Source organism: Sideroxyarcus sp. TK5, assembly GCF_054601595.1.
Window position 1 is genome coordinate 381,002 of sequence record NZ_BAAHSJ010000003.1, and the last position, 23,625, is coordinate 404,626.

Consider the following 23,625-nt stretch of genomic DNA (forward strand, 5'->3'; position numbering starts at 1 on the left):
ATCCTTCACTCTGCGGGGGGGGCCTCGGGGGAGTCCAGTAGCAGTCGCTGTCCGACCTTCACTTTAACCGATTCGGTCTTGCCCGGCAGGATCACCGGTACGGTGGCCGGTGCGCGGGCGTCGGCTGTACCGGCTGCTTGCTGTTCGCCGTTTATCCAGATGATGCGTTTGCCGCCATCGCGCTGGATCATGCCGTTGACGACGAGTGAATGGCTGTCGTTGCCCGCATCATCAGCACTCAGAACGTGCTGCCGTTCCAGTTGCGCACGTTCATTCTGGGTGAAGAACAGTCGGCCCAGTTCGGTAGCTTGTGCTGCCGTGGTGGCGGTGAGCGCCAGCAGGATGAATGGCAAACGTATGCTCATGGTGCGTTCCGGTTCTTCATGGTGAACCAGCCTCCTGTGCATCGTGCATTCAGTTTCACGCCACCATTCTGTGTGCTGTCTGCGTGGGAGAGGGCGCAGTTGTCGAGCAGGAACCAGCCGGGCATCTGGCGGCTGAGTGCTTCAAAGAAGTCCAGGAGCTGGCCTTCATGCAGCAGAGCCAGCTCCATCGACATGGGGCTGAGGCTGAGTGCGAAGTTGCCTGCATTCAACGGCGGGTTGGGCGTGTAGGCGGTTTGCGGGCCGATGGTGTATTTGACGTCGGGCAACAGGTTCTGTCTGCGCAGCTTTTCCAGACCTTCGATCCAATCCAGGCGCTGTTCGTTGCCGATGACTTTTTGCGCGACCAATGCGTCATATTCCAACTGGTAGGAAGACATGTTCTCCTGATCGTTCTGCGCGGTGAGGAGTTGGTCGCGCGCAGTGCTGAGCTGGCGCTGGGCCTGCTGCAGTTCTTTCAGCGATTGCTGCTGGAGGGTGGCACTGTACTGGATCATTCCTACGGCAATGCCCACGCTGAGCAGGCAGGCGAGCAAACTCCACTTGATCTCGCCGAGGTCGTCTGTTGAAAAACTCATGACGGTGTCCTCCATACGATCTTGAGGGTGAATTGCCCCTGCGAGGTACTGGCAGTCTGGCCGCTGATACTGCCTTTCGAGGTGATGTCCAGCGGCAGCGCAGTGGCGCTGACGGAGTAGCCGTGCTGGATCAATGCCTGTTCGAATCGTTCCAGATAAGCCAGTGCGCCGCGGTGGTCGTTGCCGAATCCGACCAGCGTGCCGTCAAATGTAATGACTTGGGCGGGGTAGGCGGAGGGGGCGGCATCTTCCGGGCTGGCTTTCCACGAGAGTTCGTTCAGGGTGACGCGCGGGAAGGATTCGAGCACCGCGCTCAACTCATAGATGATCTCTTGTGGCGGGTGTGAATACTGGCTCAGGCTGCGTGCCAACAGCACGGCTGTCTTCATGTCGGCGGCGGGCACGGAAGTGTTGGCGAAATTGCGCTGGATCGCCTGTGCCTGCGTTTGGATCTGCGCCGTCTGTTGCCGTAGCGGGGTCGTCTCGGCAGCGAACTGCTCGCTTTGCCAGAAAGCCATGCCACTCCACAGCAGGCCCAGCAACACGATGAAGATGGATAGCCCGAACAGCACGAAACGCAGCTGCCACAGCATGAAGAAATGCGTGTGATGCGAATTTGCGTAGTGGGCGGACGGTGCTTTCGTTGCGAGCAGATTCAGGAGTAGTGGCGTACTGTCCGAGTCCGTCATCTCCTGTTTGCATTTGTGCCGCCGTGCGAATTCGGTGATGTCCAGGAAGTTGTAATGCAGGTCGCCATCACTGGAGATGCGGTCGTTCAACTGCGAGATCTCGTTCGCATGACAGAGGATATAGACTTCCAGCACCTCGCCGGGCGGCGGCAGTGAAAGGCTCTTCAGGTATTGCTGCGTGCGCGGTGTCTCCGAGATGATGGCTTCGATCAGTGTGCCGCTCTCGTTGATCGGGATCAGACGGGAGAAATGCAGCCGCTTGTTGTGGAAATAGGTCTGGCGCAAACCGGCATTGCGTTCCCAGGTCAGCAGCAGGATGTGCTCGGACTGGATATCCTTCAGCAGCGGCGCGCTGATGTTGGGGATGGAATAGATGCCTGCGAGCGGGACATGGTTCTCCAGCAGGGCATCCAGCCAAGGGGTGATGCGCTGCGGATTGGTCAGGGCCGAGAACAGGTATTCGTCGTCGCGCCGGCCTTCGTCCTGTCTCTTGAGCAGCGTCGCCTGACGGAAAGGCGTGCTGCGGTAATACTGTTCGAACTTGCGGCCGATCAGCGCAGTGCGGTTGGGGCCGATCAGGTGCGGGATGGTCTCAAGGTGGAAATCCTCCTCGATGATGTCGACCAGCAGGTAGGTGGGGTTGCGGTGCTGTTCGACGAAGGCGGAGAACTGCTCACGGCCATCTGCGTCGTTGTGGAACTCATGCGCGAGGGTCAGGCCGTTGCCGTTCCACAGGTAGGCCTGGAAGTTCTCTGCACTGAGGAATAACAGGGTGCGTGCCATGGTCAGAGCTGTACCTTGCCGATGAGGTCGTAGATGGGCGAGAGGACGGATAGCATCACCCAGCCGAGTAGCGCACCGAGGATCAGTGTCATGGCCGGTTCGATCATGACCTGCACTTTCTTGATCGCATCCTTCACGTCGCGGTCATAGAAATAGCTGACGTTGAGCAGCGCCTGGTCGAGCTGGCCGGTGGCCTCGCCCACCTTCAGCATGCGCACCACCAGCGGCGGGAAGATGCCCGTCTTCTGGAAGCTTTGCGTCAGGTTCTTGCCGGCTTCGATCTCGCTCATGACATTCTGCAGGCTCTGCGCGATGACCTGGTTGTCCACCAGGTCGCGCGAGTTGGCGATGCAGTCCAGGATGGTGATGCCGGAACTGTACATCATGGCGAAGGTGTTGGCGAAGCGGGCGAGGATGATCTTGCGCAGGATGGGGCCTGTGGGCCATATGTTCAGCTTGAGGTTGTCCACATGGTATTGCAGCTTGGGATTGACCAGTAGCGCCAGCTTGAAGCCGCCGAACAGCACGAACGGGGTGAGCAGGATCACGTACCAATAATTTACGAAGACATCGGATGTGGCCAGCAGGATGCGCGTCTGGATGGGGATCTCCTGCCCCATGCCCTTGATGAATCCCACCAGTTGCGGCACCAGGTAGATCATCAGGAAGAAGGTGATGGCCAGCACGATGGTGCCGACGAAGGCCGGGTAGATCATCATGGTCTTGGTCTGCGAGGCCATCTCGTCCTGCCACTTCAGCGATTCCATGAGGTGTTTGAACACATCTACCAGTCTGCCGCTGTCCTCTCCGGCCTTGGTCAGGTTGGAGGTGATCTTGTCGAAAGCGTTGGGATGCTCGGCCATCGCCTGAGATAACTTCTTCCCGCTCTCGATGGATTCCACCATGCTGGCGATGATCTCCCGGAAAGAAGGTTCTTCCATGGTGTCGCGCAGATCGGCGAGGCATTCCAGTAGCGGCACGCCGGCACGCGAAAGTTGTTCAAGGTTGAAGAAGAAAGTGATGAGATCGCTGCGCTTGATCCGGGTCGAGCCAAAGGAGGCGGCATGCTCCTCTTCCTTCGCGCTGATCAGGTCCAGGCCGGCGCGTTTCAGGCGCATCTCCAGGTCGATCAGATTGGCGGCATCCTGCAGGCCTTTGGCACTCTTGCCGTCGCTGTCGATTGCCTTGTAGAGATAGAGTGCCATGGGTCGCTAGCGCCGGTCCGTGAGGTCGACCACACGCGAGACTTCCGCCACGGAGGTGACGCCTTGCAGGATACGCCGGATGCCGTCCTGCGCCAGCGGGCGGAATCCGGCATCCAGCGCGGCATGCTTGATGTCGCGGATACTGGCGCGCCGCGCGACCAGATCGTCTATCTCTGAATCCATCTTGAGGATCTCCATGATGGCCTGGCGTCCGGTGTAGCCCTGGTGACGGCAGATATCGCAACCGGCGGCGCGGTAGAGCGTGACCTCTTCGTTGTGGTGCAGGCCGAGCAGTTTGCGTTCGGCCAGATCCGGCTGGTACGGATATTTGCAATGCCGGCACAGGATACGGATCAGGCGCTGCGCCACGATGCCGATGATGTTGCCGGCCAGGATGTCGGGCAGGATGCCGATGTCCAGCAGGCGCGGTATCGCGCCCACGGCAGAGTTGGTGTGCAGCGTGGAATACACCTGGTGGCCGGTCATCGCGGCACGGAACGCCATTTCGGCGGTCGGGTGGTCGCGCACCTCGCCGACCAGGATGATGTCCGGGTCCTGGCGCATCAGGGAGCGGATGCCGCTGACGAAGTCGAGCTTGGCGGCCTCGTTCACCGAGCTCTGGCGGATCAGCGGGATCGGATATTCCACCGGGTCTTCCAGGGTCATGATGTTCACCGACTCGGTGTTCACATGATTGAGGATGGAATAGAGCGTGGTGGTCTTGCCGGAACCGGTCGGGCCGGTGACCAGCACGATGCCTTCCGGCTTGGAGATGATGGAAAGCAGTGTCGAGAGCGCGGTGTCGTCCAGCCCGAGCTGGTTGATCGGCACGATGCCTTTCTGGCGATCGAGGATACGCAGTACCAGGTTCTCGCCATACTGGGTGGGGTGCGACGCGACGCGGAAATCGATGGGACGCCCCGACAGTCGCAACGAGATGCGTCCGTCCTGTGGCGCGCGCGTCTCGGCGATGTTCATGCCGCTCATCACTTTCAGACGCACCACCATGGCGGGCCAGAAGCTCTTGTGCAGACTGCGCACCTGGCGCAGCACACCATCAACGCGATAGCGGATGCGCAGGAAGCTGTTCTCGGGCTCGAAGTGGATGTCTGAGGCGTTCTGCTGCACCGCCTCCGTCAGCAGCGCGTCGATCAGGCGCACCACCGGCTGGCTGAATTCGTTGACACCCTGCTGCAGGCTCTGGTGTTCCAGTTCGCCCGGTTCGATCTCGTGCAGGATGCCGTCGATGGACAGCTCAAAACCGTAATACTGGTCGATCGCGCGCAGGATGTCGGATTCGCTGGCCAGCAGTGTGATCAGCCGGTATTCGTCCTTCAGCAGCGCGCGAACCTGATCCAGCGCGATGATGTTGTCCGGGTCGGCGATGGCGAGCGTCAGGTTCTTCTGGCCCGCATCGACCGAGATCGGCACCAACTGGTAGCGCCGCGCGACTTCCTTGGGGATCATGGTTACGGCGGCGGAATCGACCACCACATTGGCCAGGTCGACGCTCTCCTGTCCAAGATTCTCCGACAGCACGTCGCGGATGGTCGCCTCAGACAGGAAGCCGAGACGGACCAGCAAGCGTCCCAGCGGTTGGGGCGACTTGCTCTGTTCCTGAGTGGCGATGCGCAGCTGGTCTTCGCTGATGACGCCCTTGGCGATGAGCAATTGTCCGATCGGCTGCTGGAACTGTTGTTGCGGTGCGGCCATCGTCGTTCCTAGCGGGAGGAGGTCAGTTCATTCAGACGACGCTGTGCCTGTACATGGTCGAAGCCCGCACTATTGCTACTGTCCAAGTCCAACGCCTGGCGGTAATGGTCGGCTGCCAGCCTGCTTTGGCCGAGGTGATCCAGGCTGACCGCCAAGTTGAAGGTGAACAGTGCATTACCCGGCTCCAGCGCGCGTGCGCTGAAATAGGCTTGTTGCGCCTCGGCCCAGCGCGACTGGTCGGCATAGGTGTTGCCCAGTGCGTAATGCAGGGCGGCGGCTTGCGGCTGTTCGGACAACATCTGTTTCAGGCGCACCTCGGTGTCGGCCTCGTCCGTGCCGTAAGCGGACATCGCACCCAAAGCGACCGGGTCGCGCGGATCTAGCAACAGTACCTGACGGAAATAATGCTGAGCGGTCTGGTCCTGGCCCTGCTGCTGCGCCACTGCACCGAGACCGAGCAAAGCATCGCGATTGCGCGCGTCCTGTGCCAGCACGGCATGGTAGCCCTGTGCCGCGGCGACATGGTCGCCGCGCTGATAGGCTTGCCACGCGTCCTGCAGGGTCGGGGTGATGGTGTCCACCTTCGGTTGCCGCTGGATGGTCAGGCGGCGTGGCGCGCGAGTCGTTGCGCGCTGGGGGGCGGGTTTGGCAGGTTTCGTCTCGACGGTTTCTGCGGCAGGCGGGGCGGCGGCGGCAGTCTGTGCAGGTTGTTGTACGGGGGCTGCTGTCGGCTCGGGCGCAATGGACGCGACCAGGCGCGGCGGTGCAGGGAGCGGTGTGACAGGTGCGGTCGCGGCAGGGAGAGGCCGTGCGACCGGGCGTCTGACGGGCGGGTTGATCTCTGTCCAGACGTAGTAGCCGTAGCCTGCACCGATTGTGCTGCAGATCAGAAAGGTGGTGGGCACCAGGCCCAGTTTCCAGCGGCGGCGCGGCGGCTCTTTCTTCTTCTTGGCCGCGAACAGGGTCTGCCCGGCAGCACGTGAGGTTTCGACCGGTGTGCTCTCGGGCGCTGCATTCATCGTCGACTGATGGGGATGGTCCTCCAGTGTCAGGCCGGTGCCCCGCTCATTGCCGCCTGATTTCTTCATCGCGTCGAGTAGCAGGCTCATCGTGTTTCCTTTTCACTCTCGGGCTTGAGGAAATCGCCATTCGGCAGGCTGTCCCTGAATGCGGAGAAGTCGCCTTCGAGGCTGCCATCCTTGATCACCACAGGGCGCAGGAAGATCACCAGTTCGGTCTTGATCTTGGTGTCGTTGCGATTGCGGAAGGCGTTGCCGGCGAAGGGGATGCTTTCCAGCAAGGGGATGCCATCGGTCAGGTTGTTGATCTCATCCTGCATCAGGCCGCCGAGTACTGCGATCTGGTTGTTCTCGATCTTCAGCATCGATTCCATCTCACGCGTCTGCAATTGCGGGATGCGGCTGGTGACACCGGCTGCAGCCAGTGCCGGATTGGGATCGTTCACATAACCCAGCAAGCGGGTGATCGACGGGCGCAGATTGAGCAGCACGGTATCGCTGTCGTTGATCTGTGGTGTCACGCTCATGGTGAAGCCGGTCGGCACCGTGATGGGGGTGGTGGTGTAAGTCGTAGTGGTGGTGGTCTGGTTGGTCGTGGTGTCAGCCTTGATGGTGAAATACACCAGATTGTCGACTACCCGCAGCATCGCGGTCTGGTTGTTCATGACACTCAGCTTTGGGCTGGAGAGGACCTTCACGTCGCCGAAGGAGTCGAGCAGGGATACTGCACCGCTCAGATTGCCGAACTTCGAAGTGGCATTGTTGTAGCGCAGGGTGAACATGTTGCCGGTACTGGTGGCGGGCAATCCGGCCGAGCCGAGTTGGGTCAGCGTGAAGCCTTTGGCACCAGCGGCGATGGCGGACCAGTTGATACCTTGCTGGTAATTGCTGTTCAAACGCACTTCAGCGATGGTCGCTTCGATCAGGACTTGGCGGCGTGCACTGCGCATCACCTGCGTGATGAACTCCTGGATCTTCTCGTGCTGCTTGCCCGTGGCGCGCACGGTGATGATGCCGGCTTCCGGGCTGGGAATGACGGAGGCCGCTTCACGGAATGTGCTGCGGCGTGTCACTGTGGAGCCTTCGCCCTCAATGACCGCTGTGTTATCCGGACTCGCAGATTCGGCCTCGTTCTTTTTGCTCTCGGTTTTTTGCTGTTGCACGACCACTTCGCTGGAGCCCTGGGGCAGTATCTTGTCGGTTTCGCGCAGGATATCGGTGATGTTCTTGACCAGAGTCTCCCAGAAGTGGTTCTTGGACGAGTTCTTGATCGAGAGTTGCGAGTTGTTCGCGCCTCCTCCTCCGGTCCCGGTCGAAGAGCCGCCAACCTGGGTGGTGTTGGAGATGCCGCCATCGGCATCACGCGCCATGTTCACGTAATCGATCTTGTAGCTTTTGAGGAACGGCGCGTCCGGCATCACGACCAGCAGGCCGTCCTTCAATTCGTAGCGCATGTCGACTTGCTTGGAGATGCGGTCGAGGATCTGCGGCAAAGTCTGGTTGATGGCATTGAGTGTGACCACACCATCGATGCCGCCGTGGATGTCGATGTTGATATTCGCATCGCGTGCCAGCGCGAACAGGATCTCGCGGGCAGGCAGGTTGGTGACGACGACGCTGTAGGTCTCTACCTTTGCGGCAGTTTTCGGGGGGGGGAGTACGATGGCTTGCTTGCTGGTTTGGGGAATGGTGCCGCTGCTGCGGGCGACGGTGTCCGGGGTTTGCTGGATGTGCATGTCGGACTGCTTGAGTGGCTTGGTACTACAGGCGGCTAGCAATACACCGGTAGCGCAAAGCAATGCGTGACTGGACCTCATTCCCTTTTCCCCCTTAGGTTTAGCTGCAAGGTAACCTAAAAACCCATGTCTCGCAACAACCCTGATGGCCTATATATTTTTTTGTTTCATCAGCTTAAAGGGGGTTTTGATAGCTTTCCAGTAAGTGAAGGGTCGGTGCAAAAGCCTCCAGGTAACGTGCGGGGAGTTCAGGAATGGCCGCGCGAGCCTTGCCGCTACTGGGGTAGCTGCCGTACAGCACGCGGAAGGCGTCCTGTCCCTTGAGCTCGATGGGAATGATGAATATTTCCTCCAGCTTGCCCAAGTTGCGGGCTCTGCGCAGGAATCCTTCCATGCGTGCCGGCTGCACATTCTCGGTATAGAACAGCTGGATGCTGGTGCTGCCCTGAGGTGCCGTATTCAGCATGGCTTCGGTGGCTTCCAGTCGTTGCAGCAGAAGGCTGTTGGCCGGGATGCCGGGCAGTTGCTTGAGTTTGATGGCAGGCCGCGTCTCCACCATATCGGGGGCGGCGACGCTGCTGGCGGTGGCAATGGCATCTGCTGCCGCCGGCGCAGTATCGGAGACGGCCGAGGCGGCTGGCATGGTCATTGCGGCCGCTTCGGCATTTGCCGGGCCTGCCATGGGGGCGTGTTCGGCAAGTCTGGTTTGCGCTGCTTCTGTCGGGCGCTCCTGGTTCAGGAACCAGATCGATCCGGCAAGCGTGGCGGCGAACAGCAGCAATCCGCCCAGCACGGCCGCATATCGGCGGCCGCTCCAGTTACGCATCGGGGTCATTTCGCTGTCGCGCAAGGCAGCCTGTACATGGCGCTCTTCGATCTTGTGGGTGTTCTCCACAAAGGCGGCAAGCAGGGATTTGTCTGCCAGGATGTTGACTCTGCGCATCAGGCCTTGCGAGGCTTTGCCGATCAGTTTCTCGGCATTGGCCGAGAAGATGTCCGGCCCTTTGTATCCGGCTGCACGCATGCGGAACATCAGGTAGGCATGCACGATCTTGGGGGACAGCGGCAGAATGGTGAAGTGGTGGACGATGCGGTCCTTCAGCTGGCGCATGTTGGTCTGCGCCAGTTTCTCGTCCAGCTCGGGCTGGCCGAACAGCACGATCTGCAGCAGTTTGTGTTTACCGACCTGCAGGTTGTAGAGCAGGCGCAGTTCCTCCAGTGTCTCCAGCGGCATGGCGTGCGCTTCATCAACCAGTACCACGACGCGTTCGCCGCGCTCGTACATCGCTTCCAGATGGTTCTGCAGCGTCTGCAGGATGACGTTGACGCGTTTGCCTTCCAGGTCGAGTTGCAACCGGTCTGCGATGGCATACAGCAGCTCGTCGCGGGACATGCTGGGGTTGGCGAGGTAGATCGCCTTGATGTTGGTGGGGAGCTTGTCCAGCAGCATGCGGCACAGCATGGTCTTGCCGCTGCCGACCTCGCCGCTGATCTTGATGATGCCCTCGCCGTCGGTGATGGCGTACACCAGTGCATCGAGTATCTCGCCGCGATTGGCACCCGAGAAGAAGAAATCCGTGACCGGCGTGATCTTGAACGGCGGCTCGTTGAGGCCGAAGTGCTCCAGATACATCTTTTCCCCTTATTGGTTGCGTTGCTGCGATCTGTGTTTTTGCAATGCGTCCATGCGACTGTACAGGGTGGTGCGCGCGATGCCGAGCAGTTTGGCCGCTTCGCTCACATTGCCGTGCGCCAGTTCCATGGCGGCATCGATATAGGTTTGAGTATAGCCCATCAGCAGATCGTCCAGATTGAAGCCGCCTTGCTGCAAGCGCGCATGCGCGCCGGTTTCGGTCGGAGGCGTTTGCCCAGCGGACAGTTCCGGGTGCAGGTCGAATTCGCTCTCCAGCTGTCTGGCGGTGAGTCGCGCGCCGGGGTGTTTGGTGACCAGGCGGATCACGATGTTGCGCAGTTCGCGGGTGTTGCCGGGGAAGCTATAGCTGTTCCAGCTCGCCTCGGCGGATTCATCCAGCGTGAAGGGGGGGCATTGCATCTGTTGGGCATAGATGCGCCGGAAATGATCGAGCAGCAACATCTTGTCCTCGCCCAGCGTACGCAACGAGGGAACGTTGATCGTGAATACGCTCAGGCGATGGAACAGGTCGCTACGGAAATCATTGCTGCGCACGGCTTGCGCCAGAACCAGGTTGGTCGCCGCGACGATGCGCGCATTGCTTTTGCGGGTGGCGGTCTCGCCTACGCGCTGGTACTCGCCGTTCTCTAGTACGCGCAGCAGTTTTGCCTGCAGTTCCTGGGGCAGTTCGCCGATCTCGTCCAGGAACAGGGTGCCGTCGGCTGCCTTTTCAAAGAATCCGACTTGGGCGGTCGTTGCACCGGTGAAAGCCCCTTTGGCGTGGCCGAACAGGGTGGATTCGAGCAGGTTGGGGGCGATGGCGGCACAGTTGATGGCGATGAAGGGGGCACTGGGGTCGCGGCTGAGGCGTTGCAGTGCGGCCGCCACCAATTCCTTTCCGCTGCCGGATTCACCCTGGATCAGTACCGGATAGGGGGTGTTCGCGTAGAGTCGGATCTGATCGCGCATGGTGCGGATCGGCAGGCTGTCGCCGATGATGCCGAGCTGCTGTTCATTGTAGGCGGCGCTTCTGCGTTCGCTGTGCTGGGCAATAAGGGCCGCGCGTAGTTCGGCGCGCAAGGTCTCGGGCTTGCTGGGTTTCGCAACGAACTCGAATGCGCCCAGCGCGCGGGCATGGCGTGCGTTACCCTCGTCGCTTTGCCCGGATAGGGTGATGATCTTGATGTCCGGCGCATGGGCCAGCAGCTCGGCGATCAGGCGGAACCCTTCCTGCGGGCGGTGAGGCGTGGGCGGTAGCCCCAGGTCGACCAGGGCCAGTTGCGGCGGCTCGGCCAGTTCGCGTACCAGTTGTACCGCTTGCGATCTATCCTCGGCCAGATGGATGTCGAATTCGTCCGAGAGCGCCATATGCAGTGATTCGCGTATGAGCGGGTCGTCATCGACGAGAAGCAGGCTGGGGCGGACGTCGGTAGTCAATGGTTTGGTATGCGGTGGTTGGATGACGCGTGCAGGATAGCCAGTAATCGGGTCGAGCTCAAGCCGACCCCTGCGGTAAGTATGGCGGACAGCCGGGCATGGCGAAACTGAACAGGCGAGGTGGTAGAATGCGCGCCTGTCCATCAGTCGAGGTTACTTTGTGTCTGAACAAGCGTTAGTTGAAATACGGGATGTGAACTTCTCGTACGACCAGCGACCGGTGCTGAAAGGTATCAACATGTCCTTCGGCAAGGGCAAGGTGATCGCCGTGATGGGTGGTAGCGGTTGCGGCAAGACCACGCTGTTCAGACTGATCGGCGGCGCGTTGCGCCCGACGCGGGGCGAGGTGCGTATCGACGGCAAGGTCATCCATGACCTGGATGACAAAGGGCTGTACGAGATGCGCCGCAAGATGGGCGTGCTGTTCCAGTTCGGCGCTTTGTTCACCGATATGTCGGTGTTCGACAATGTCGCCTTCCAGATGCGCGAACACACCGATCTGCCGGAAGAGATCATCCATGATCTGGTGATGATGAAGTTGCACGCGGTCGGCTTGCGCGGCACCCATCACTTGATGCCGGCTGAACTTTCCGGCGGCATGGCGCGCCGTGTCGCGCTGGCACGGACCATTGCGCTGGATCCGATGTTGATCCTGTATGACGAGCCGTTCGCCGGACTCGATCCCATTTCGCTGTCGGTGGTCGGGCAGTTGATCCGCAGGCTCAATGACGCGTTGGGTACCACTTCGGTGGTGGTGACGCACGATGTGCAGGAGTCGCTGAAGATCGTGGATTATGTGTATTTCATCTCGGATGGCGTGATCCGCGCAGAAGGTACGCCGGACGAGATACGCGCGTCGGACGACCCGTTCGTGCACCAGTTCGTGCACGGCGAGATGGACGGGCCGTTGCCTTTCCACTACCCGGCGGCAACCACCTACGCGCAGGACATGGGAGTGACTGACTGATGCCGTTGATCAAGAGTGTTCGAGGAGTCGGGCATCGTGTCGTGGATTCGGTGTGGCGGCTCGGCGTCGCGTCGCGCTTCCTTGCGCTGACGCTGATGCAGTCCGGTGTCAGTTTCCGGCGATTCCAGCTCATCGTGAAAGAGATGTTCGCCAGCGGCGTGATGTCGCTCATCATCATCGGCGTGGCGGGCCTGTTCGTGGGCATGGTGCTGGGCTTGCAGGGGTTCGAGACGCTGAAGCGCTATGGTTCGGAATCCGCGCTGGGGTCGCTGGTCGCACTGTCGCTGGTGCGCGAGTTGGGGCCGGTGCTGGCGGCGCTGCTGTTCGCCAGTCGCGCCGGTTCGGCGATGACGGCCGAGATAGGCTTGATGAAGGCGACCGAGCAGATCGCGGCGATGGAGATGATGGCAGTGAGTCCCGTGGCACGCGTCATCGCACCGCGTTTCTGGGCCGGCGTGTTCTCCATGCCGTTGCTGGCCGCCTTGTTCTCGGCGATGGGGGTGTTCGGCGGCTATGTGGTCGGCGTGGTGATGATAGGTGTGGACGAGGGGTCGTTCTGGTCGCAGATGCAGTCCTCGGTGGATTTTCGCGATGACATCATCAACGGCGTGATCAAGAGTTTCGTGTTCGGCGTGGCGGTCACGGTGATCGCCCTGTTCGAAGGTTTCGATGCGCCGCCGACGGCGGAAGGCGTATCGGGCGCGACCACACGCACGGTGGTGGAATCATCTTTGGCGATCTTGATGCTCGATTTCATCTTGACCGCATTCATGTTCAGGGGAGTTTGACGATGCAACGTACGACATTGGATCTGTGGGTGGGGGCTTTCGTGGTGGCAGGTATCGCCGCCCTGGTGGTGCTGGCGCTGAAGGTCGGAAACTTGAGTACCTATAACGTGTCGGAGACCTACCAGTTGTCGGCATATTTCACCAATGTCGGCGGCTTGAAACCGGCCGCTTCGGTGCGCAGTGCCGGGGTGCTGGTGGGGCGGGTGAGCAGCATCACGCTGGATACCGACCGTTACGAAGCCAAGGTGACGATCAGCGTCGACAAGCGTTACCAGTTCCCCAAGGACACCTTTGCCAACATACTGACCTCGGGCCTGCTGGGCGAGCAATACATCGGCTTGATCCCCGGTGGCGACGAGGAAGTGCTGGAGGATGGCGGTGTGTTCAGGAAGACGCAGTCGGCGATGGTGCTGGAAGATCTGATCGGGAAGTTCCTGTTCAGTCAGGCGGACGAAAAACAGTGATCCGCGAGTATTCAAGGAAGAGACATGAATAGACTGTTGATGCTGGTGCTGACGACTATATTGAGCTTGCCCGTTTTCGCGCAGGACAAGGCGACGCCGGACGGGCTGATCATCGCGACCGTGCGCGAGGTGCTGACGATCGTGAAGCAGGACAAGACGATCGTGTCGGATCAACCGCGTTTGCTGGCCTTGGTCGATGCAAAGATCCTGCCTCACTTCGATTTCAAGCGCATGACGCAACTGGCCGTCGGACGTCCGTGGCGGGCGGCGACGCCGGAGCAGAAGGAGGCGCTGGTCAGGGAATTCCGCACCATGCTGGTACGGACATACACCAAGGTGTTCAGCACCTATCCCGATCCCGAGGTCGAGGTCAAATCGGCCAGGATGCTGGCCGAGGATGAATCGACCGTGCGTTCCGTGATACGCGTGCCGGACGGGCGTGTGGTGACGGTGGATTACGAGATGAAGCGGAGCGATGGCCACTGGAAGGCTTTCGATGTGACGGTAGAGGGGATCAGTCTGGTTACCAGCTACCGCGGATCGTTCGCCGACGAGATCAAGCTGGTTGGTATAGACGGACTGATCAGGACACTGTCCGAGAAGAACCGGAATGCCGCGGCAGAAAGCAAGGGATAGGGATTGATACAGTTCGAGGGTGATCGCATGCTGGTGTCCGGGCCGCTCACGTTGGAGACAGCGAGGGAGGTTGCGTTCACGCAGATTCCCGCCGGTCGCAATGTGGCGGTCATCGATCTGGCCGGGGTGACGGCCGTCGATTCGGCCGCGCTGGGCGTGCTCATGCATTGGTCGCGCCAACTTGCGGGCGAACTGGGTTTCATCAACATTCCGGAGAGCCTGCGCAGTCTCGCCGATCTATATGATGTGGCCGCCATGCTTTCCATCGCGACCACCAACAACTCCACTCATTGAACTGATATGCAAAAACTAGCCATCCAGGGCGGCGCGGTATTGCGCGGCGAAGTCCGTATCTCCGGCGCGAAGAACGCCGCATTGCCCATCATGTGTGCCAGCCTGCTGACTGCAGACACCTTGCGCCTGACCAACCTGCCCGACCTGCACGACGTCGGCACCATGCGCAAACTGCTGCAGCAGATGGGTGTCACGGCAGAGACGGCGACGAACGAGATCACTTTCAACGGCGGCAGGATCGACAACTGGGAAGCGCCCTATGACATGGTGAAGACCATGCGCGCGGCCATCCTGGTACTGGGGCCACTGGTTGCACGCTTCGGTGAAGCCAAAGTGTCATTGCCCGGTGGCTGTGCCATCGGTTCGCGCCCGGTCGATCTGCATATCAAGGGCTTGCAGGCCATGGGGGCGGAGATCGCCATCGAACACGGCTATATCCACGCCAAGGCGAAACGCCTCAAGGGCGCACGTATCTTCTTCGACATCGTCAGCGTCACCGGCACCGAGAACCTGATGATGGCGGCGGCACTGGCCGATGGTGTGACCGTGCTGGAGAATGCCGCGCGCGAGCCGGAGGTGGTCGATCTGGCCGATTGCCTGCGTGCGATGGGCGCACAGATCAGCGGCGACGGCACAGACACGGTCACCATCACCGGCGTGGATGCTTTGCATGGCGCGACACATCGCATCATGCCAGACCGCATCGAGAGCGGCACCTTTCTGGTGGCCGCTGCCGCGACCGGCGGCAGCATCACGCTGCGCGAGACGCGCGCGGACATCCTGGAGACTGTGCTGGAAAAGCTCACCGATGCCGGAGCCAGGATCTCGGTAGATGGTGACAGCATCCATCTTGAGATGAGCGGTCGCCCCAAGGCGGTCAACGTGCGCACAGCCCCGCATCCGGCATTCCCGACAGACATGCAGGCGCAGTTCATGGCGCTCAACTGCATCGCGGAAGGCAGCGCGATGGTGGTAGAGACCATTTTCGAGAATCGCTTCATGCATGTGCAGGAACTGCGCCGTCTGGGCGCACACATCGACGTGGAGGGTAACACCTCCGTCGTCAAAGGCGTGGCGCATCTGGAAGGTGCTACCGTGATGGCCACCGACTTGCGCGCTTCCGCCTGTCTGGTCATCGCAGGGCTGGTGGCCCAGGGGGAGACCGTCATCGACCGCATCTATCATCTGGATCGCGGTTACGAGCACATTGAAAGCAAGCTCTCGCAGCTCGGAGCTAACATCCGCCGTATAAAATAATCGCCCGAATGCGGGCGCTTGCGCCGTTTGCAACGATAGAAAGTTGAAATAATGATCACCATCGCCTTATCCAAAGGTCGCATCTTCGAAGAGACGCTGCCGCTGCTCGAAGCCGCCGGCATCAAACCGCTGGAGGATCCGGAATCTTCGCGCAAGCTCATCCTGCCGACCAACCGCGACGATGTGCGACTCATCATCGTGCGCGCTTCCGATGTGCCGACCTATGTGCAATACGGTGCGGCCGATCTCGGCGTGGCGGGCAAGGATGTATTGAACGAGCACGGCGGCGAAGGGCTGTATCAGCCGCTGGACCTGAACATCGCCAAGTGCCGCATGATGGTGGCAGTGCAGAATGGTTTCGATTACGAATCCGCAGTGAAACAGGGCGCGCGTCTGCGCGTGGCGACCAAATATGTGAAGACCGCGCGTGAACACTTCGCCACCAAGGGTGTGCATGTCGATCTGATCAAGCTGTACGGCTCGATGGAGCTGGCGCCGCTTGTCGGCCTGTCCGACGCCATCGTCGACCTGGTCAGCAGCGGCGCGACCCTGAAAGCCAACAACCTCGTCGCGGTGGAAGAGATCGTGCACATCTCTTCGCGCCTGGTGGTGAACCAGGCCTCGCTGAAACTCAAGCGCGCGACCATACAGCCCATGCTGGATGCTTTTGCCGGAGCGATCAAATGAACATCACACGACTCTCGACCCAGCAAGCCGATTTTGACGCGCGCCTGAAGGCGCTGCTCGCCTTCGAGGAAACCGCCGACGAAAAACTGGAAGCGACTGTCGCCGCCATCCTTGCCGATGTGAAGAAGCGCGGCGACGAAGCGGTGCTGGAATACACGCGCAAGTTCGACCGTCTGCCGCTGGCCGATGCGGCGGCGATGGAGCTGCCCAAGTCCGAACTGAAAACGGCGTTCGACGGCCTGCCCGCCGAACAAAGGCTCGCGCTGGAGCAGGCTGCGCAGCGCGTCACCTCCTATCACCGGAAACAAGTGCAGGCATCCTGGAGCTATGAAGACGAAGATGGCACGCTGCTCGGCCAGCAAGTTACGCCACTGGACCGTGTCGGTCTGTATGTGCCGGGCGGCAAGGCGGCTTATCCTTCTTCAGTATTGATGAACGCATTGCCTGCCAAGGTGGCGGGCGTGTCCGAACTCATCATGGTGGTGCCGACACCGGATGGCACGAAGAACCAGTTGGTGCTGGCGGCCGCGCATCTGTGCGGCGTAGATCGCGTGTTCACCATCGGCGGTGCGCAGGCCGTGGCGGCGCTGGCGTACGGTACGGCCAGCATCCCCAAGGTGGACAAGATCGTCGGTCCCGGCAACGCCTACGTGGCTTCCGCCAAGCGGCGCGTGTTCGGGACTTGCGGCATCGATATGATCGCGGGTCCGTCCGAGATCCTGGTGATCTGCGACGGGCAGACCGATCCCGACTGGGTGGCGATGGATCTGTTCTCGCAGGCCGAGCACGACGAGCTGGCGCAAGCCATCCTGCTGTCGCCGGACGCAGCCTTCATCGAGGCGGTGGCTGCCAGTGCCGACAAGTTGCTGGCGCAGATGCCGCGCAAGGACATCATCAAGACCGCGCTGGAGAATCGCGGCGCATTGATCCATGTCGCGGATATGGACGAGGCCTGCGCAATCTCCAACCGCATTGCGCCGGAGCACCTGGAGGTATCGGTGGCCGAGCCGCAGGCATGGCTGCCCAAGTTGAAACATGCCGGCGCGATCTTCATGGGGCGCTACACCTCTGAATCATTGGGCGACTACTGTGCCGGACCGAACCACGTGCTGCCGACTTCCGGTACGGCGCGTTTTTCCTCGCCGCTGGGGGTTTATGACTTCCAGAAGCGCAGCAGCCTGATCCAGGTTTCTCCGGCCGGCGCCCGAAAACTGGGGGCTATTGCCGCTACGCTGGCCTTTGGCGAGGGTTTGCAGGCACATGCCCAGTCCGCCCTGTACCGGAAAAACGGTTAAAAACTTTCGGTTGTGTGTTCTGTCCGGTTTGGGTAGAATCCGCGCCTCATTTTTGCAATTGGTCTGGAGTCAGTCATGGCACGCGTATGTCAAGTAACGGGAAAAGCCCCGATGGTGGGCAACAATGTTTCCCACGCCAACAACAAAACCAAGCGTCGTTTCTTGCCGAATCTGCAACGCCGTCGCTTGTGGGTCGAGTCAGAGAACCGTTGGGTGTCGTTGCGCCTGACTAATGCCGCACTGCGCACCATCGACAAGAACGGTATCGAAGCCGTGCTGTTCGAGATGCGCGCCCGCGGCGAGAAGGTATAAAGGAGAGTCACCATGGCATCTAAAGGCGGACGCGAGAAGATCAAGCTGGAATCCTCTGCAGGTACAGGGCATTTCTACACAACCAACAAGAACAAGCGCACGACCCCGCAGAAACTCGAATTCATGAAATTCGACCCGGTGGCGCGCAAGCATGTCGCATACAAGGAAACCAAGCTGAAGTGATTCGGCTCCGGTTCAACAAAAAAGCCCGCACAGATGCGGGCTTTTTTGTTTGTGTTGGAAACCGCTCAGTCTGCCGTCCACGCCTGAGCAGCGCTGTAGTCACTGAATGCCCGGATGTCGGCATCCACGAACAGGCGGGATAGCCAGGCTTGCCAGGTCAGCCACTGGTCGTCGGTGACGACGGCGATCCGGTTGAAGTCGTGATTGTGTTCGCGGCTGAAGAACTTGATCTCTTCCCAGGCAACGTCGGTGGTGTAGGACAGCATGCCGCGCAGATCGAAGATCAGATTGAGGCCGCCACCGCTTTTTAGTTTGTAGAGCGCATGTTGTTCGAATTGTTTGAAGTCGGCCAAGGTGAATTCGCCCATGACGGCGATGTTGACCAGATTGCTGCTGTCGGTGATGGTGATCATGTTCTTTTCCGGATCTTTGGAGACAGTTTCAAGCTTAACACACCACTGGCGATGATGAGCGCGATGCCCAGCCATGCCGGCAGGCTAAGCTTTTCGTGCCAGAATGCCAGACCGAGCAGCGCGGAGAACACGATGGTGCTGTAGGCCAGGCTGCCGACCACCAAAGTCTGTCCGGTGCGGTACGCGCGCGTCATGTACAACTGCGCGAATGTTGCCGATGCGCCGATGGCGATCAATAGCGGCAGGTCGGATGGCAAGATCCGGTGCAGCGGTCCGCCGAGCATCCAGATCGCGCTGGTGAGCGTGGCGATCAGATTGAAATAGAACACCACGCGCATCCCGGGTTCGCCCAGGACGCCAAGATGCCGGACGTTCATGAGTGCGATGCCGGCAAGGAACCCCGAGACCAGGCCCAGCAGGCCATCCGCGAATTGATCATGAGCCAAGGTGGGTTGCAGTAACAGCACTACGCCAGAGAAGCCGATCACCAGCGAGCCGCTCAGTGGCAGGTGGAACTTCTCCTTCAGTACCAGTACCGTCAAAAAAGACAGGAAGAGCGAAGAGGTGTAGTTCAGGGTGATGGCGGTGGCCAGTGGCAGGACGGTGAGGCAGTGGAAGAACAGCAGCATGGCGATGGTGCCGGACAGACCGCGCCACAAGTGCGCATGCCAGTGAAAGGTCGCCAGTTCGATGCGAGAGTGGCGCACCAGGCCGTATACAACGATCAATCCGAAGAAGGAGCGGTAGAACACCAGTTCGGCACTGGAAAAATGTGGGGCACCCAGTTTGACGAGCGCCCCCATGCAGGCGAACAACAAGCCTGCAACCAGCATCCAGAGCGAACCCACCTGTTTACTTCAGGTGCGGTTCGAGATGGCGTCGCAGGAACTCGTGGTAGTGCAGCATGCCATCTTCGGTAGGGGACTGGTAGGGGCCTTGCTCCTCGATCCCCTGCTTGTACAGCGCACGTCGTCCCTGATGCATGCGCAGGCAGATGATGTCATCTTCCACTGCGGTCTCGCGATAGGCCTGTTTCTCGGCTTCGATGTAATCGCGCTCGAACAATACGATGTCTTCCGGATAGTAGAACTCGACGATGTTGGTGCAGGCATCCGTGCCGCGCGGCACCACCGTGCTGACCACCAGCGTGTTCGGATACCACTCGACGGTGATGTTGGGGTAGTAGGTCAGCCAGATCGCGCCGTATTGTGGCAATTCGCCTTTGTTGTAGCGCAGCACCTGCTGTGCCCATTTGGCATAGGTCGGGCTGCCCGATTTCTTAAGCGCGTGGTTGATGCCCACGGTCTGCACGCTGAAGTGTTCGCCGAACGTCCATTGCAGGTCGTCGCAATCGACGAACTGGCCGAGACCGGGATGGAACGGCACGACGTGGTAGTCCTCCTGGTACACCTCGATGAAGGTCTTCCAGTTGAAGTCGTATTCGTCGATCTCGACACGGTCCAGCATGTAGCCGGAGAAATCTATCTCCTTGAAGGCGGGCATGTTGGCGAGGTCTTTCGCGACATCGCGTTTACCGGCGAACAGCAGGCCGTTCCAGTTCTGCAGCGGCGTCTTGTTCAGATGCAGGCAGGGGTTGTTGGGGAAATGTGGCGCACCGATCAGCTCGCCGTCGGTCTTGTAGGTCCAGCGATGCAGCGGGCATACGATGTTCTTCGCGCTGCCGCGTCCTTCCAGCATGGTGGCCTGGCGGTGGCGGCAGATATTGGAAAGCAGCTCGACGCCATTTTCGTTGCGCACCAGCATCTTGGCTTTATCCATCCACTCGATCACGTGATAGTCGCCCAGATTGGGCACCATCAATTCGTGGCCGACATACTGCGGGCCGGTATCGAGCAGCACGCGCTGCTCCAGCTCCAATATCCTTGGATCGAAATACCAGCTCAACGGAGGTTGCGCGGAGACGGGATTGAATTGCTTTAGCTTGGCTATTTCTGACATACCCACATTCCTCTGTGAATACGGGGAATCTGACGATGCATGGTCAAGCATGTCCTGGCGATTCCCTGATGTTTACGGGGTCGGGGATTGTCCCCGAAATCAGGGGGGGGGGCAACAAAAATTGCCCCTGCTGTATAGGCTTGGGTAAAATGCCGCCCCTACGCGAAACAATGCACACAGGAACGATGATGGCGACTAAGTCTGAAAAGAAGCCGAGTTTCGAGACGGCGATGGCCGATCTGGAACAACTCGTGGTGGATATGGAATCAGGCAAGCTGTCTCTTGAGGATTCACTTGCCGCCTACAAGCGCGGCGCTGAGCTGATGACCTACTGTCGTTCGCGACTGGATGAAGCACAGCAACAGGTGCGCGTGCTGGAAGAAGGTGTACTGAAGGATCTCGACGTCGGTGAAGCGAACTGATGGCTGCCGATTTCACCGCATGGGTGTCCACCCATCAATCCCTGTCTGAAGAGACATTGAAGCGCCTGCTGCCGCAGGCCGACGTGACGCCGCAACGTCTGCATGGCGCGATGCGCTATAGTGTACTGGACGGCGGCAAGCGTGTGCGTCCGCTGCTGGCCTATGCCGCCGGTGAACTGGCAGGTGCGACTACCGAGCGTGTGGCAGTCGCCGCCGCTGCGGTCGAGCTCATCCATGCCTACTCGCTGGTGCACGATGACATGCCCTGCATGGACGACGATGTGTTGCGCCGAGGCAAACCGACCTGCCATGTCGAATACGACGAGGCCACGGCTTTGCTGGTCGGTGATGCCCTGCAGAGTCTGTCCTTCCAGTTGCTGTCCGAACACCGTCTGAATGACGATGCGAACAGGCAGTTGCAGATGGTGAAGTTGCTGGCGACTGCCTCGGGTTCGCGCGGCATGGCAGGCGGGCAGGCCATCGACCTGGCCAGTGTGGGCAAGCAATTGTCGCTGCCCGAACTGGAACAGATGCACATCCACAAGACTGGCGCGTTGATCCGCGCCGCCATCCTGCTTGGTGCCTATTGCGGCGACAAGTTGAGTGATGCGCAACTTGAACGGCTGGATCATTTCGGCAAGCTGATCGGTCTGGCTTTCCAGGTGGTGGACGATGTGCTCGACTGCGAGGCGGATACCGCGACGCTGGGCAAGACGGCAGGCAAGGATGCCGACAATGACAAACCGACCTATGTCAGCCTGCTCGGGCTGGCTGGTGCCAAAGAGATGGCGCAGCGCCTGCATCGCGAAGCACTGGAAGCCGTCAGCGAGTTCGGCGAGCCTGCGCGCCGCTTGCGCGAACTGGCCGACTTCATCGTGTTGAGAAAGTACTGATGACACCGCTGCTCGACACCATCGATGACCCCGAAGACCTGCGAAAACTGCCGCGCGAGCAGTTGCCGCAGCTGGCGAATGAATTGCGCGAGTTTTTGATCGAGTCGGTGAGCAAGACCGGCGGCCATCTCTCATCCAATCTGGGCACGGTGGAGCTGACCATCGCGCTGCATGCCGTGTTCGACACGCCGCGCGACAAGCTGGTGTGGGACGTCGGTCACCAGACCTACGCGCACAAGATACTCACCGGCCGCCGCGCGGCGATGAGCAGATTGCGCATGCATGGCGGCATCGCCGGATTCCCCAAGCGCGACGAGAGCACCTACGACACCTTCGGCACCGGCCATTCCAGCACTTCCATCTCGGCCGCGCTGGGCATGGCGGCGGCCGCGAAACTGCGCGGTTCCGACGAACGTGCGGTCGCCATCATCGGCGACGGCGCGATGACCGGCGGCATGGCCTTCGAGGCGCTGAACAACGCGGGCGCGATGGATGCCAACCTGCTGGTCATCCTCAACGACAACGACATGTCGATCTCGCGGCCGGTCGGGGCGCTCAACAACTATCTGGCGAAACTGATGTCCGGCCGTTTCTACGCGGCGATGCGGCGCGGCAGTGAGAAGATGCTCAAAGGCATGCCGCCGGTGCTGGAGTTCGCCAAGCGCACCGAGGAGCACATCAAGGGCATGGTCATCCCCGGCACGATGTTCGAGGAGTTCGGCTTCAACTACATCGGCCCCATCGACGGGCACGACATCAACGTGCTGATGGATACCTTGAACAACATCCGCAAGCTGGAAGGGCCGCAGTTCCTGCACATCGTCACGCAGAAGGGCAAGGGTTATGCGCTGGCCGAGGAAGATTGCCTGCTCTATCACGGCGTGTCCAAGTTCGACCGTACCAGCGGCATCATCCCCAAGCCCGCGCCGCACCGCACTTTCACCCAGGTCTTCGGCGAATGGCTGTGCGACATGGCGGCAGCGGACGAGAGACTGGTCGGCATCACCCCCGCCATGTGCGAAGGCTCCGGCATGACCGAATTCTCGGAGAGATTCCCGGGCAGATATTTCGATGTCGGTATCGCCGAGCAGCACGCGCTCACTTTCGCGGCGGGCATGGCCTGCGAAGGCAGCAAACCGGTGGTCGCCATCTATTCCACTTTCCTGCAGCGTGCCTACGACCAGTTGATCCACGATATCGCCATCCAGAACCTGCCGGTGATGCTGGCCATCGACCGTGGCGGACTGGTCGGCGCGGACGGCGCGACGCACGCGGGCAGCTTCGATCTGTCCTTCCTGCGCAGCATCCCCAACATGACAGTGATGGCCCCTGCGGACGAGCACGAATGCCGCCAGATGCTGACCACCGCGTATCGCATGGATAGCCCGACTGCCGTGCGCTACCCGCGCGGGACTGGTCCCGGCGTGCCGGTCGGCAAGGAGTTGACTGCGCTCGAAGTCGGCAAGGGCGAGATCCGCCGTAACGGTATCGGCGTCGCCATCCTGTCGTTCGGCACCATGCTGGCCCCGGCGCTGGAGGCGGCGGAGAAGCTAAATGCCACGGTCGTTAACATGCGCTTCGTCAAGCCGCTGGATGCAGAACTGGTGCTGAAGCTGGCGCGCGAACACGTGCTGCTGGTCACTGTGGAAGAGAACACGGTGCAGGGCGGTGCCGGCAGCGCGGTGGCCGAGTGCCTCGCGCAACATGGTGTGAAGGTATCCATGTTGCATCTGGGTTTGCCCGACCGTTTCGTAGAGCAGGGTGAACATGCACTGTTGCTGGCGGATTGCGGGCTGGATGCCGCCGGTATAGAAAGCAGCGTGCGCAAGGTGAATGTCACCGCATAAAGCGATAACCCGACAAAAACAGTCGGAGATTG

At 60.4% G+C, this 23,625-nt stretch carries 25 protein-coding genes; 13 read left to right on the forward strand and 12 right to left on the reverse strand.

Translation table 11 applies throughout. From position 1 onward, the window contains the following. Positions 1-5: 5 nt before the first annotated feature. The 9 genes from ACYPYQ_RS07715 to ACYPYQ_RS07755 form a co-directional block, all read right to left on the reverse strand. Complete coding sequence (locus ACYPYQ_RS07715) at positions 6-365, reverse strand: hypothetical protein (protein ID WP_459722351.1); 360 nt, start codon at positions 363-365, stop codon at positions 6-8. Beyond that, on the reverse strand, positions 362-961 hold the full coding sequence (locus ACYPYQ_RS07720) for a hypothetical protein (protein ID WP_459722353.1): 600 nt from the start codon (positions 959-961) through the stop codon (positions 362-364). Before ACYPYQ_RS07720 ends, ACYPYQ_RS07715 begins: the two co-directional genes overlap by 4 nt. Beyond that, complete coding sequence (locus tag ACYPYQ_RS07725) at positions 958-2,433, reverse strand: hypothetical protein (RefSeq protein WP_459722356.1); 1,476 nt, start codon at positions 2,431-2,433, stop codon at positions 958-960. Before ACYPYQ_RS07725 ends, ACYPYQ_RS07720 begins: the two co-directional genes overlap by 4 nt. 2 nt (positions 2,434-2,435) lie before the next feature. Next, positions 2,436-3,638, reverse strand: a complete 1,203-nt coding sequence (locus tag ACYPYQ_RS07730; protein ID WP_459722360.1) for a type II secretion system F family protein — start codon at positions 3,636-3,638, stop codon at positions 2,436-2,438. A 6-nt stretch (positions 3,639-3,644) separates the two neighbouring features. Continuing rightward, entirely contained in the window at positions 3,645-5,351 is a 1,707-nt protein-coding gene (locus ACYPYQ_RS07735) for a GspE/PulE family protein (protein WP_459722363.1), read from the reverse strand. An 8-nt stretch (positions 5,352-5,359) separates the two neighbouring features. Further along, entirely contained in the window at positions 5,360-6,460 is a 1,101-nt protein-coding gene (locus tag ACYPYQ_RS07740; RefSeq protein ID WP_459722367.1) for a tetratricopeptide repeat protein, read from the reverse strand. Next, positions 6,457-8,106 carry a pilus (MSHA type) biogenesis protein MshL gene (mshL, locus tag ACYPYQ_RS07745; protein ID WP_459722370.1) on the reverse strand — a complete coding sequence of 550 codons (1,650 nt, stop codon included), beginning with the start codon at positions 8,104-8,106 and terminating at the stop codon, positions 6,457-6,459. The genes ACYPYQ_RS07740 and mshL overlap by 4 nt, the downstream gene beginning before the upstream one ends. A gap of 175 nt (positions 8,107-8,281) precedes the next feature. Next, on the reverse strand, positions 8,282-9,739 hold the full coding sequence (locus ACYPYQ_RS07750) for an ExeA family protein (protein ID WP_459722373.1): 1,458 nt from the start codon (positions 9,737-9,739) through the stop codon (positions 8,282-8,284). Positions 9,740-9,748: 9 nt separating this feature from the next. Further along, on the reverse strand, positions 9,749-11,176 hold the full coding sequence (locus ACYPYQ_RS07755; RefSeq protein ID WP_459722376.1) for a sigma-54-dependent transcriptional regulator: 1,428 nt from the start codon (positions 11,174-11,176) through the stop codon (positions 9,749-9,751). A gap of 160 nt (positions 11,177-11,336) precedes the next feature. Between ACYPYQ_RS07755 and ACYPYQ_RS07760 the strand changes: the two genes are divergently transcribed. From ACYPYQ_RS07760 to rpmG, 10 genes are all read left to right on the forward strand, one after another. Further along, positions 11,337-12,143, forward strand: a complete 807-nt coding sequence (locus tag ACYPYQ_RS07760) for an ABC transporter ATP-binding protein (protein ID WP_459722379.1) — start codon at positions 11,337-11,339, stop codon at positions 12,141-12,143. Beyond that, positions 12,143-12,931, forward strand: coding sequence for a lipid asymmetry maintenance ABC transporter permease subunit MlaE (gene mlaE / locus ACYPYQ_RS07765; protein ID WP_459722381.1), 789 nt, complete (start codon positions 12,143-12,145; stop codon positions 12,929-12,931). Before ACYPYQ_RS07760 ends, mlaE begins: the two co-directional genes overlap by 1 nt. Before the next feature lie 2 nt (positions 12,932-12,933). Continuing rightward, positions 12,934-13,395, forward strand: coding sequence for an outer membrane lipid asymmetry maintenance protein MlaD (gene mlaD, locus ACYPYQ_RS07770; protein WP_459722384.1), 462 nt, complete (start codon positions 12,934-12,936; stop codon positions 13,393-13,395). A 24-nt stretch (positions 13,396-13,419) separates the two neighbouring features. Continuing rightward, a complete protein-coding gene (locus tag ACYPYQ_RS07775; RefSeq protein ID WP_459722388.1) occupies positions 13,420-14,031 on the forward strand; it encodes an MlaC/ttg2D family ABC transporter substrate-binding protein in 612 nt (203 codons plus the stop codon). Between the two features lie 3 nt (positions 14,032-14,034). Next, positions 14,035-14,325: an STAS domain-containing protein gene (locus ACYPYQ_RS07780; RefSeq protein ID WP_459722391.1), complete on the forward strand. Its 291-nt coding sequence runs from the start codon at positions 14,035-14,037 to the stop codon at positions 14,323-14,325. 6 nt (positions 14,326-14,331) lie between these two features. Next, on the forward strand, positions 14,332-15,582 hold the full coding sequence (murA, locus tag ACYPYQ_RS07785) for a UDP-N-acetylglucosamine 1-carboxyvinyltransferase (RefSeq protein ID WP_459722394.1): 1,251 nt from the start codon (positions 14,332-14,334) through the stop codon (positions 15,580-15,582). Positions 15,583-15,633: 51 nt separating this feature from the next. Beyond that, positions 15,634-16,269 (forward strand): ATP phosphoribosyltransferase, encoded by a 636-nt coding sequence (gene hisG / locus ACYPYQ_RS07790; RefSeq protein WP_459722397.1) that lies wholly within the window; start codon positions 15,634-15,636, stop codon positions 16,267-16,269. Further along, a complete protein-coding gene (hisD, locus tag ACYPYQ_RS07795; protein WP_459722400.1) occupies positions 16,266-17,564 on the forward strand; it encodes a histidinol dehydrogenase in 1,299 nt (432 codons plus the stop codon). Before hisG ends, hisD begins: the two co-directional genes overlap by 4 nt. Before the next feature lie 75 nt (positions 17,565-17,639). Next, entirely contained in the window at positions 17,640-17,876 is a 237-nt protein-coding gene (gene rpmB / locus ACYPYQ_RS07800) for a 50S ribosomal protein L28 (protein ID WP_407897319.1), read from the forward strand. A 12-nt stretch (positions 17,877-17,888) separates the two neighbouring features. After that, positions 17,889-18,059 (forward strand): 50S ribosomal protein L33, encoded by a 171-nt coding sequence (gene rpmG / locus ACYPYQ_RS07805; protein WP_459722404.1) that lies wholly within the window; start codon positions 17,889-17,891, stop codon positions 18,057-18,059. A 65-nt stretch (positions 18,060-18,124) separates the two neighbouring features. On the opposite strand, the gene ACYPYQ_RS07810 is transcribed toward rpmG, so the two are convergent. The 3 genes from ACYPYQ_RS07810 to ACYPYQ_RS07820 are packed head-to-tail and all read right to left on the reverse strand — an operon-like array spanning position 18,125 to position 20,431. Further along, positions 18,125-18,472 carry a SpoIIAA family protein gene (locus ACYPYQ_RS07810; RefSeq protein WP_459722407.1) on the reverse strand — a complete coding sequence of 116 codons (348 nt, stop codon included), beginning with the start codon at positions 18,470-18,472 and terminating at the stop codon, positions 18,125-18,127. Beyond that, on the reverse strand, positions 18,469-19,305 hold the full coding sequence (locus tag ACYPYQ_RS07815; RefSeq protein ID WP_459722410.1) for a DMT family transporter: 837 nt from the start codon (positions 19,303-19,305) through the stop codon (positions 18,469-18,471). The genes ACYPYQ_RS07810 and ACYPYQ_RS07815 overlap by 4 nt, the downstream gene beginning before the upstream one ends. A gap of 19 nt (positions 19,306-19,324) precedes the next feature. Beyond that, positions 19,325-20,431, reverse strand: coding sequence for an aromatic ring-hydroxylating oxygenase subunit alpha (locus tag ACYPYQ_RS07820; protein WP_459722413.1), 1,107 nt, complete (start codon positions 20,429-20,431; stop codon positions 19,325-19,327). A 188-nt stretch (positions 20,432-20,619) separates the two neighbouring features. Between ACYPYQ_RS07820 and ACYPYQ_RS07825 the strand changes: the two genes are divergently transcribed. The 3 genes from ACYPYQ_RS07825 to dxs are packed head-to-tail and all read left to right on the forward strand — an operon-like array spanning position 20,620 to position 23,593. Beyond that, on the forward strand, positions 20,620-20,853 hold the full coding sequence (locus tag ACYPYQ_RS07825) for an exodeoxyribonuclease VII small subunit (RefSeq protein ID WP_459722415.1): 234 nt from the start codon (positions 20,620-20,622) through the stop codon (positions 20,851-20,853). After that, positions 20,853-21,746: a polyprenyl synthetase family protein gene (locus ACYPYQ_RS07830; protein ID WP_459722418.1), complete on the forward strand. Its 894-nt coding sequence runs from the start codon at positions 20,853-20,855 to the stop codon at positions 21,744-21,746. The genes ACYPYQ_RS07825 and ACYPYQ_RS07830 overlap by 1 nt, the downstream gene beginning before the upstream one ends. Further along, positions 21,746-23,593 (forward strand): 1-deoxy-D-xylulose-5-phosphate synthase, encoded by a 1,848-nt coding sequence (gene dxs, locus ACYPYQ_RS07835; protein WP_459722421.1) that lies wholly within the window; start codon positions 21,746-21,748, stop codon positions 23,591-23,593. Before ACYPYQ_RS07830 ends, dxs begins: the two co-directional genes overlap by 1 nt. The last annotated feature ends 32 nt before the right edge of the window (positions 23,594-23,625 follow it).

What these genes read in the sequence shown, in the direction of transcription:
- ACYPYQ_RS07715 (WP_459722351.1), bottom strand. Translation starts at nt 365, where the DNA reads ATGAGCATACGTTTGCCATTCATCCTGCTGGCGCTCACCGCCACCACG.
- ACYPYQ_RS07720 (WP_459722353.1), bottom strand. Translation starts at nt 961, where the DNA reads ATGAGTTTTTCAACAGACGACCTCGGCGAGATCAAGTGGAGTTTGCTC.
- ACYPYQ_RS07725 (WP_459722356.1), bottom strand. Translation starts at nt 2,433, where the DNA reads ATGGCACGCACCCTGTTATTCCTCAGTGCAGAGAACTTCCAGGCCTAC.
- ACYPYQ_RS07730 (WP_459722360.1), bottom strand. Translation starts at nt 3,638, where the DNA reads ATGGCACTCTATCTCTACAAGGCAATCGACAGCGACGGCAAGAGTGCC.
- ACYPYQ_RS07735 (WP_459722363.1), bottom strand. Translation starts at nt 5,351, where the DNA reads ATGGCCGCACCGCAACAACAGTTCCAGCAGCCGATCGGACAATTGCTC.
- ACYPYQ_RS07740 (WP_459722367.1), bottom strand. Translation starts at nt 6,460, where the DNA reads ATGAGCCTGCTACTCGACGCGATGAAGAAATCAGGCGGCAATGAGCGG.
- mshL (WP_459722370.1), bottom strand. Translation starts at nt 8,106, where the DNA reads ATGCACATCCAGCAAACCCCGGACACCGTCGCCCGCAGCAGCGGCACC.
- ACYPYQ_RS07750 (WP_459722373.1), bottom strand. Translation starts at nt 9,739, where the DNA reads ATGTATCTGGAGCACTTCGGCCTCAACGAGCCGCCGTTCAAGATCACG.
- mlaE (WP_459722381.1), top strand. Translation starts at nt 12,143, where the DNA reads ATGCCGTTGATCAAGAGTGTTCGAGGAGTCGGGCATCGTGTCGTGGAT.
- mlaD (WP_459722384.1), top strand. Translation starts at nt 12,934, where the DNA reads ATGCAACGTACGACATTGGATCTGTGGGTGGGGGCTTTCGTGGTGGCA.
- ACYPYQ_RS07775 (WP_459722388.1), top strand. Translation starts at nt 13,420, where the DNA reads ATGAATAGACTGTTGATGCTGGTGCTGACGACTATATTGAGCTTGCCC.
- murA (WP_459722394.1), top strand. Translation starts at nt 14,332, where the DNA reads ATGCAAAAACTAGCCATCCAGGGCGGCGCGGTATTGCGCGGCGAAGTC.
- hisG (WP_459722397.1), top strand. Translation starts at nt 15,634, where the DNA reads ATGATCACCATCGCCTTATCCAAAGGTCGCATCTTCGAAGAGACGCTG.
- hisD (WP_459722400.1), top strand. Translation starts at nt 16,266, where the DNA reads ATGAACATCACACGACTCTCGACCCAGCAAGCCGATTTTGACGCGCGC.
- rpmB (WP_407897319.1), top strand. Translation starts at nt 17,640, where the DNA reads ATGGCACGCGTATGTCAAGTAACGGGAAAAGCCCCGATGGTGGGCAAC.
- rpmG (WP_459722404.1), top strand. Translation starts at nt 17,889, where the DNA reads ATGGCATCTAAAGGCGGACGCGAGAAGATCAAGCTGGAATCCTCTGCA.
- ACYPYQ_RS07810 (WP_459722407.1), bottom strand. Translation starts at nt 18,472, where the DNA reads ATGATCACCATCACCGACAGCAGCAATCTGGTCAACATCGCCGTCATG.
- ACYPYQ_RS07815 (WP_459722410.1), bottom strand. Translation starts at nt 19,305, where the DNA reads ATGCTGGTTGCAGGCTTGTTGTTCGCCTGCATGGGGGCGCTCGTCAAA.
- ACYPYQ_RS07820 (WP_459722413.1), bottom strand. Translation starts at nt 20,431, where the DNA reads ATGTCAGAAATAGCCAAGCTAAAGCAATTCAATCCCGTCTCCGCGCAA.
- ACYPYQ_RS07825 (WP_459722415.1), top strand. Translation starts at nt 20,620, where the DNA reads ATGGCGACTAAGTCTGAAAAGAAGCCGAGTTTCGAGACGGCGATGGCC.
- ACYPYQ_RS07830 (WP_459722418.1), top strand. Translation starts at nt 20,853, where the DNA reads ATGGCTGCCGATTTCACCGCATGGGTGTCCACCCATCAATCCCTGTCT.
- dxs (WP_459722421.1), top strand. Translation starts at nt 21,746, where the DNA reads ATGACACCGCTGCTCGACACCATCGATGACCCCGAAGACCTGCGAAAA.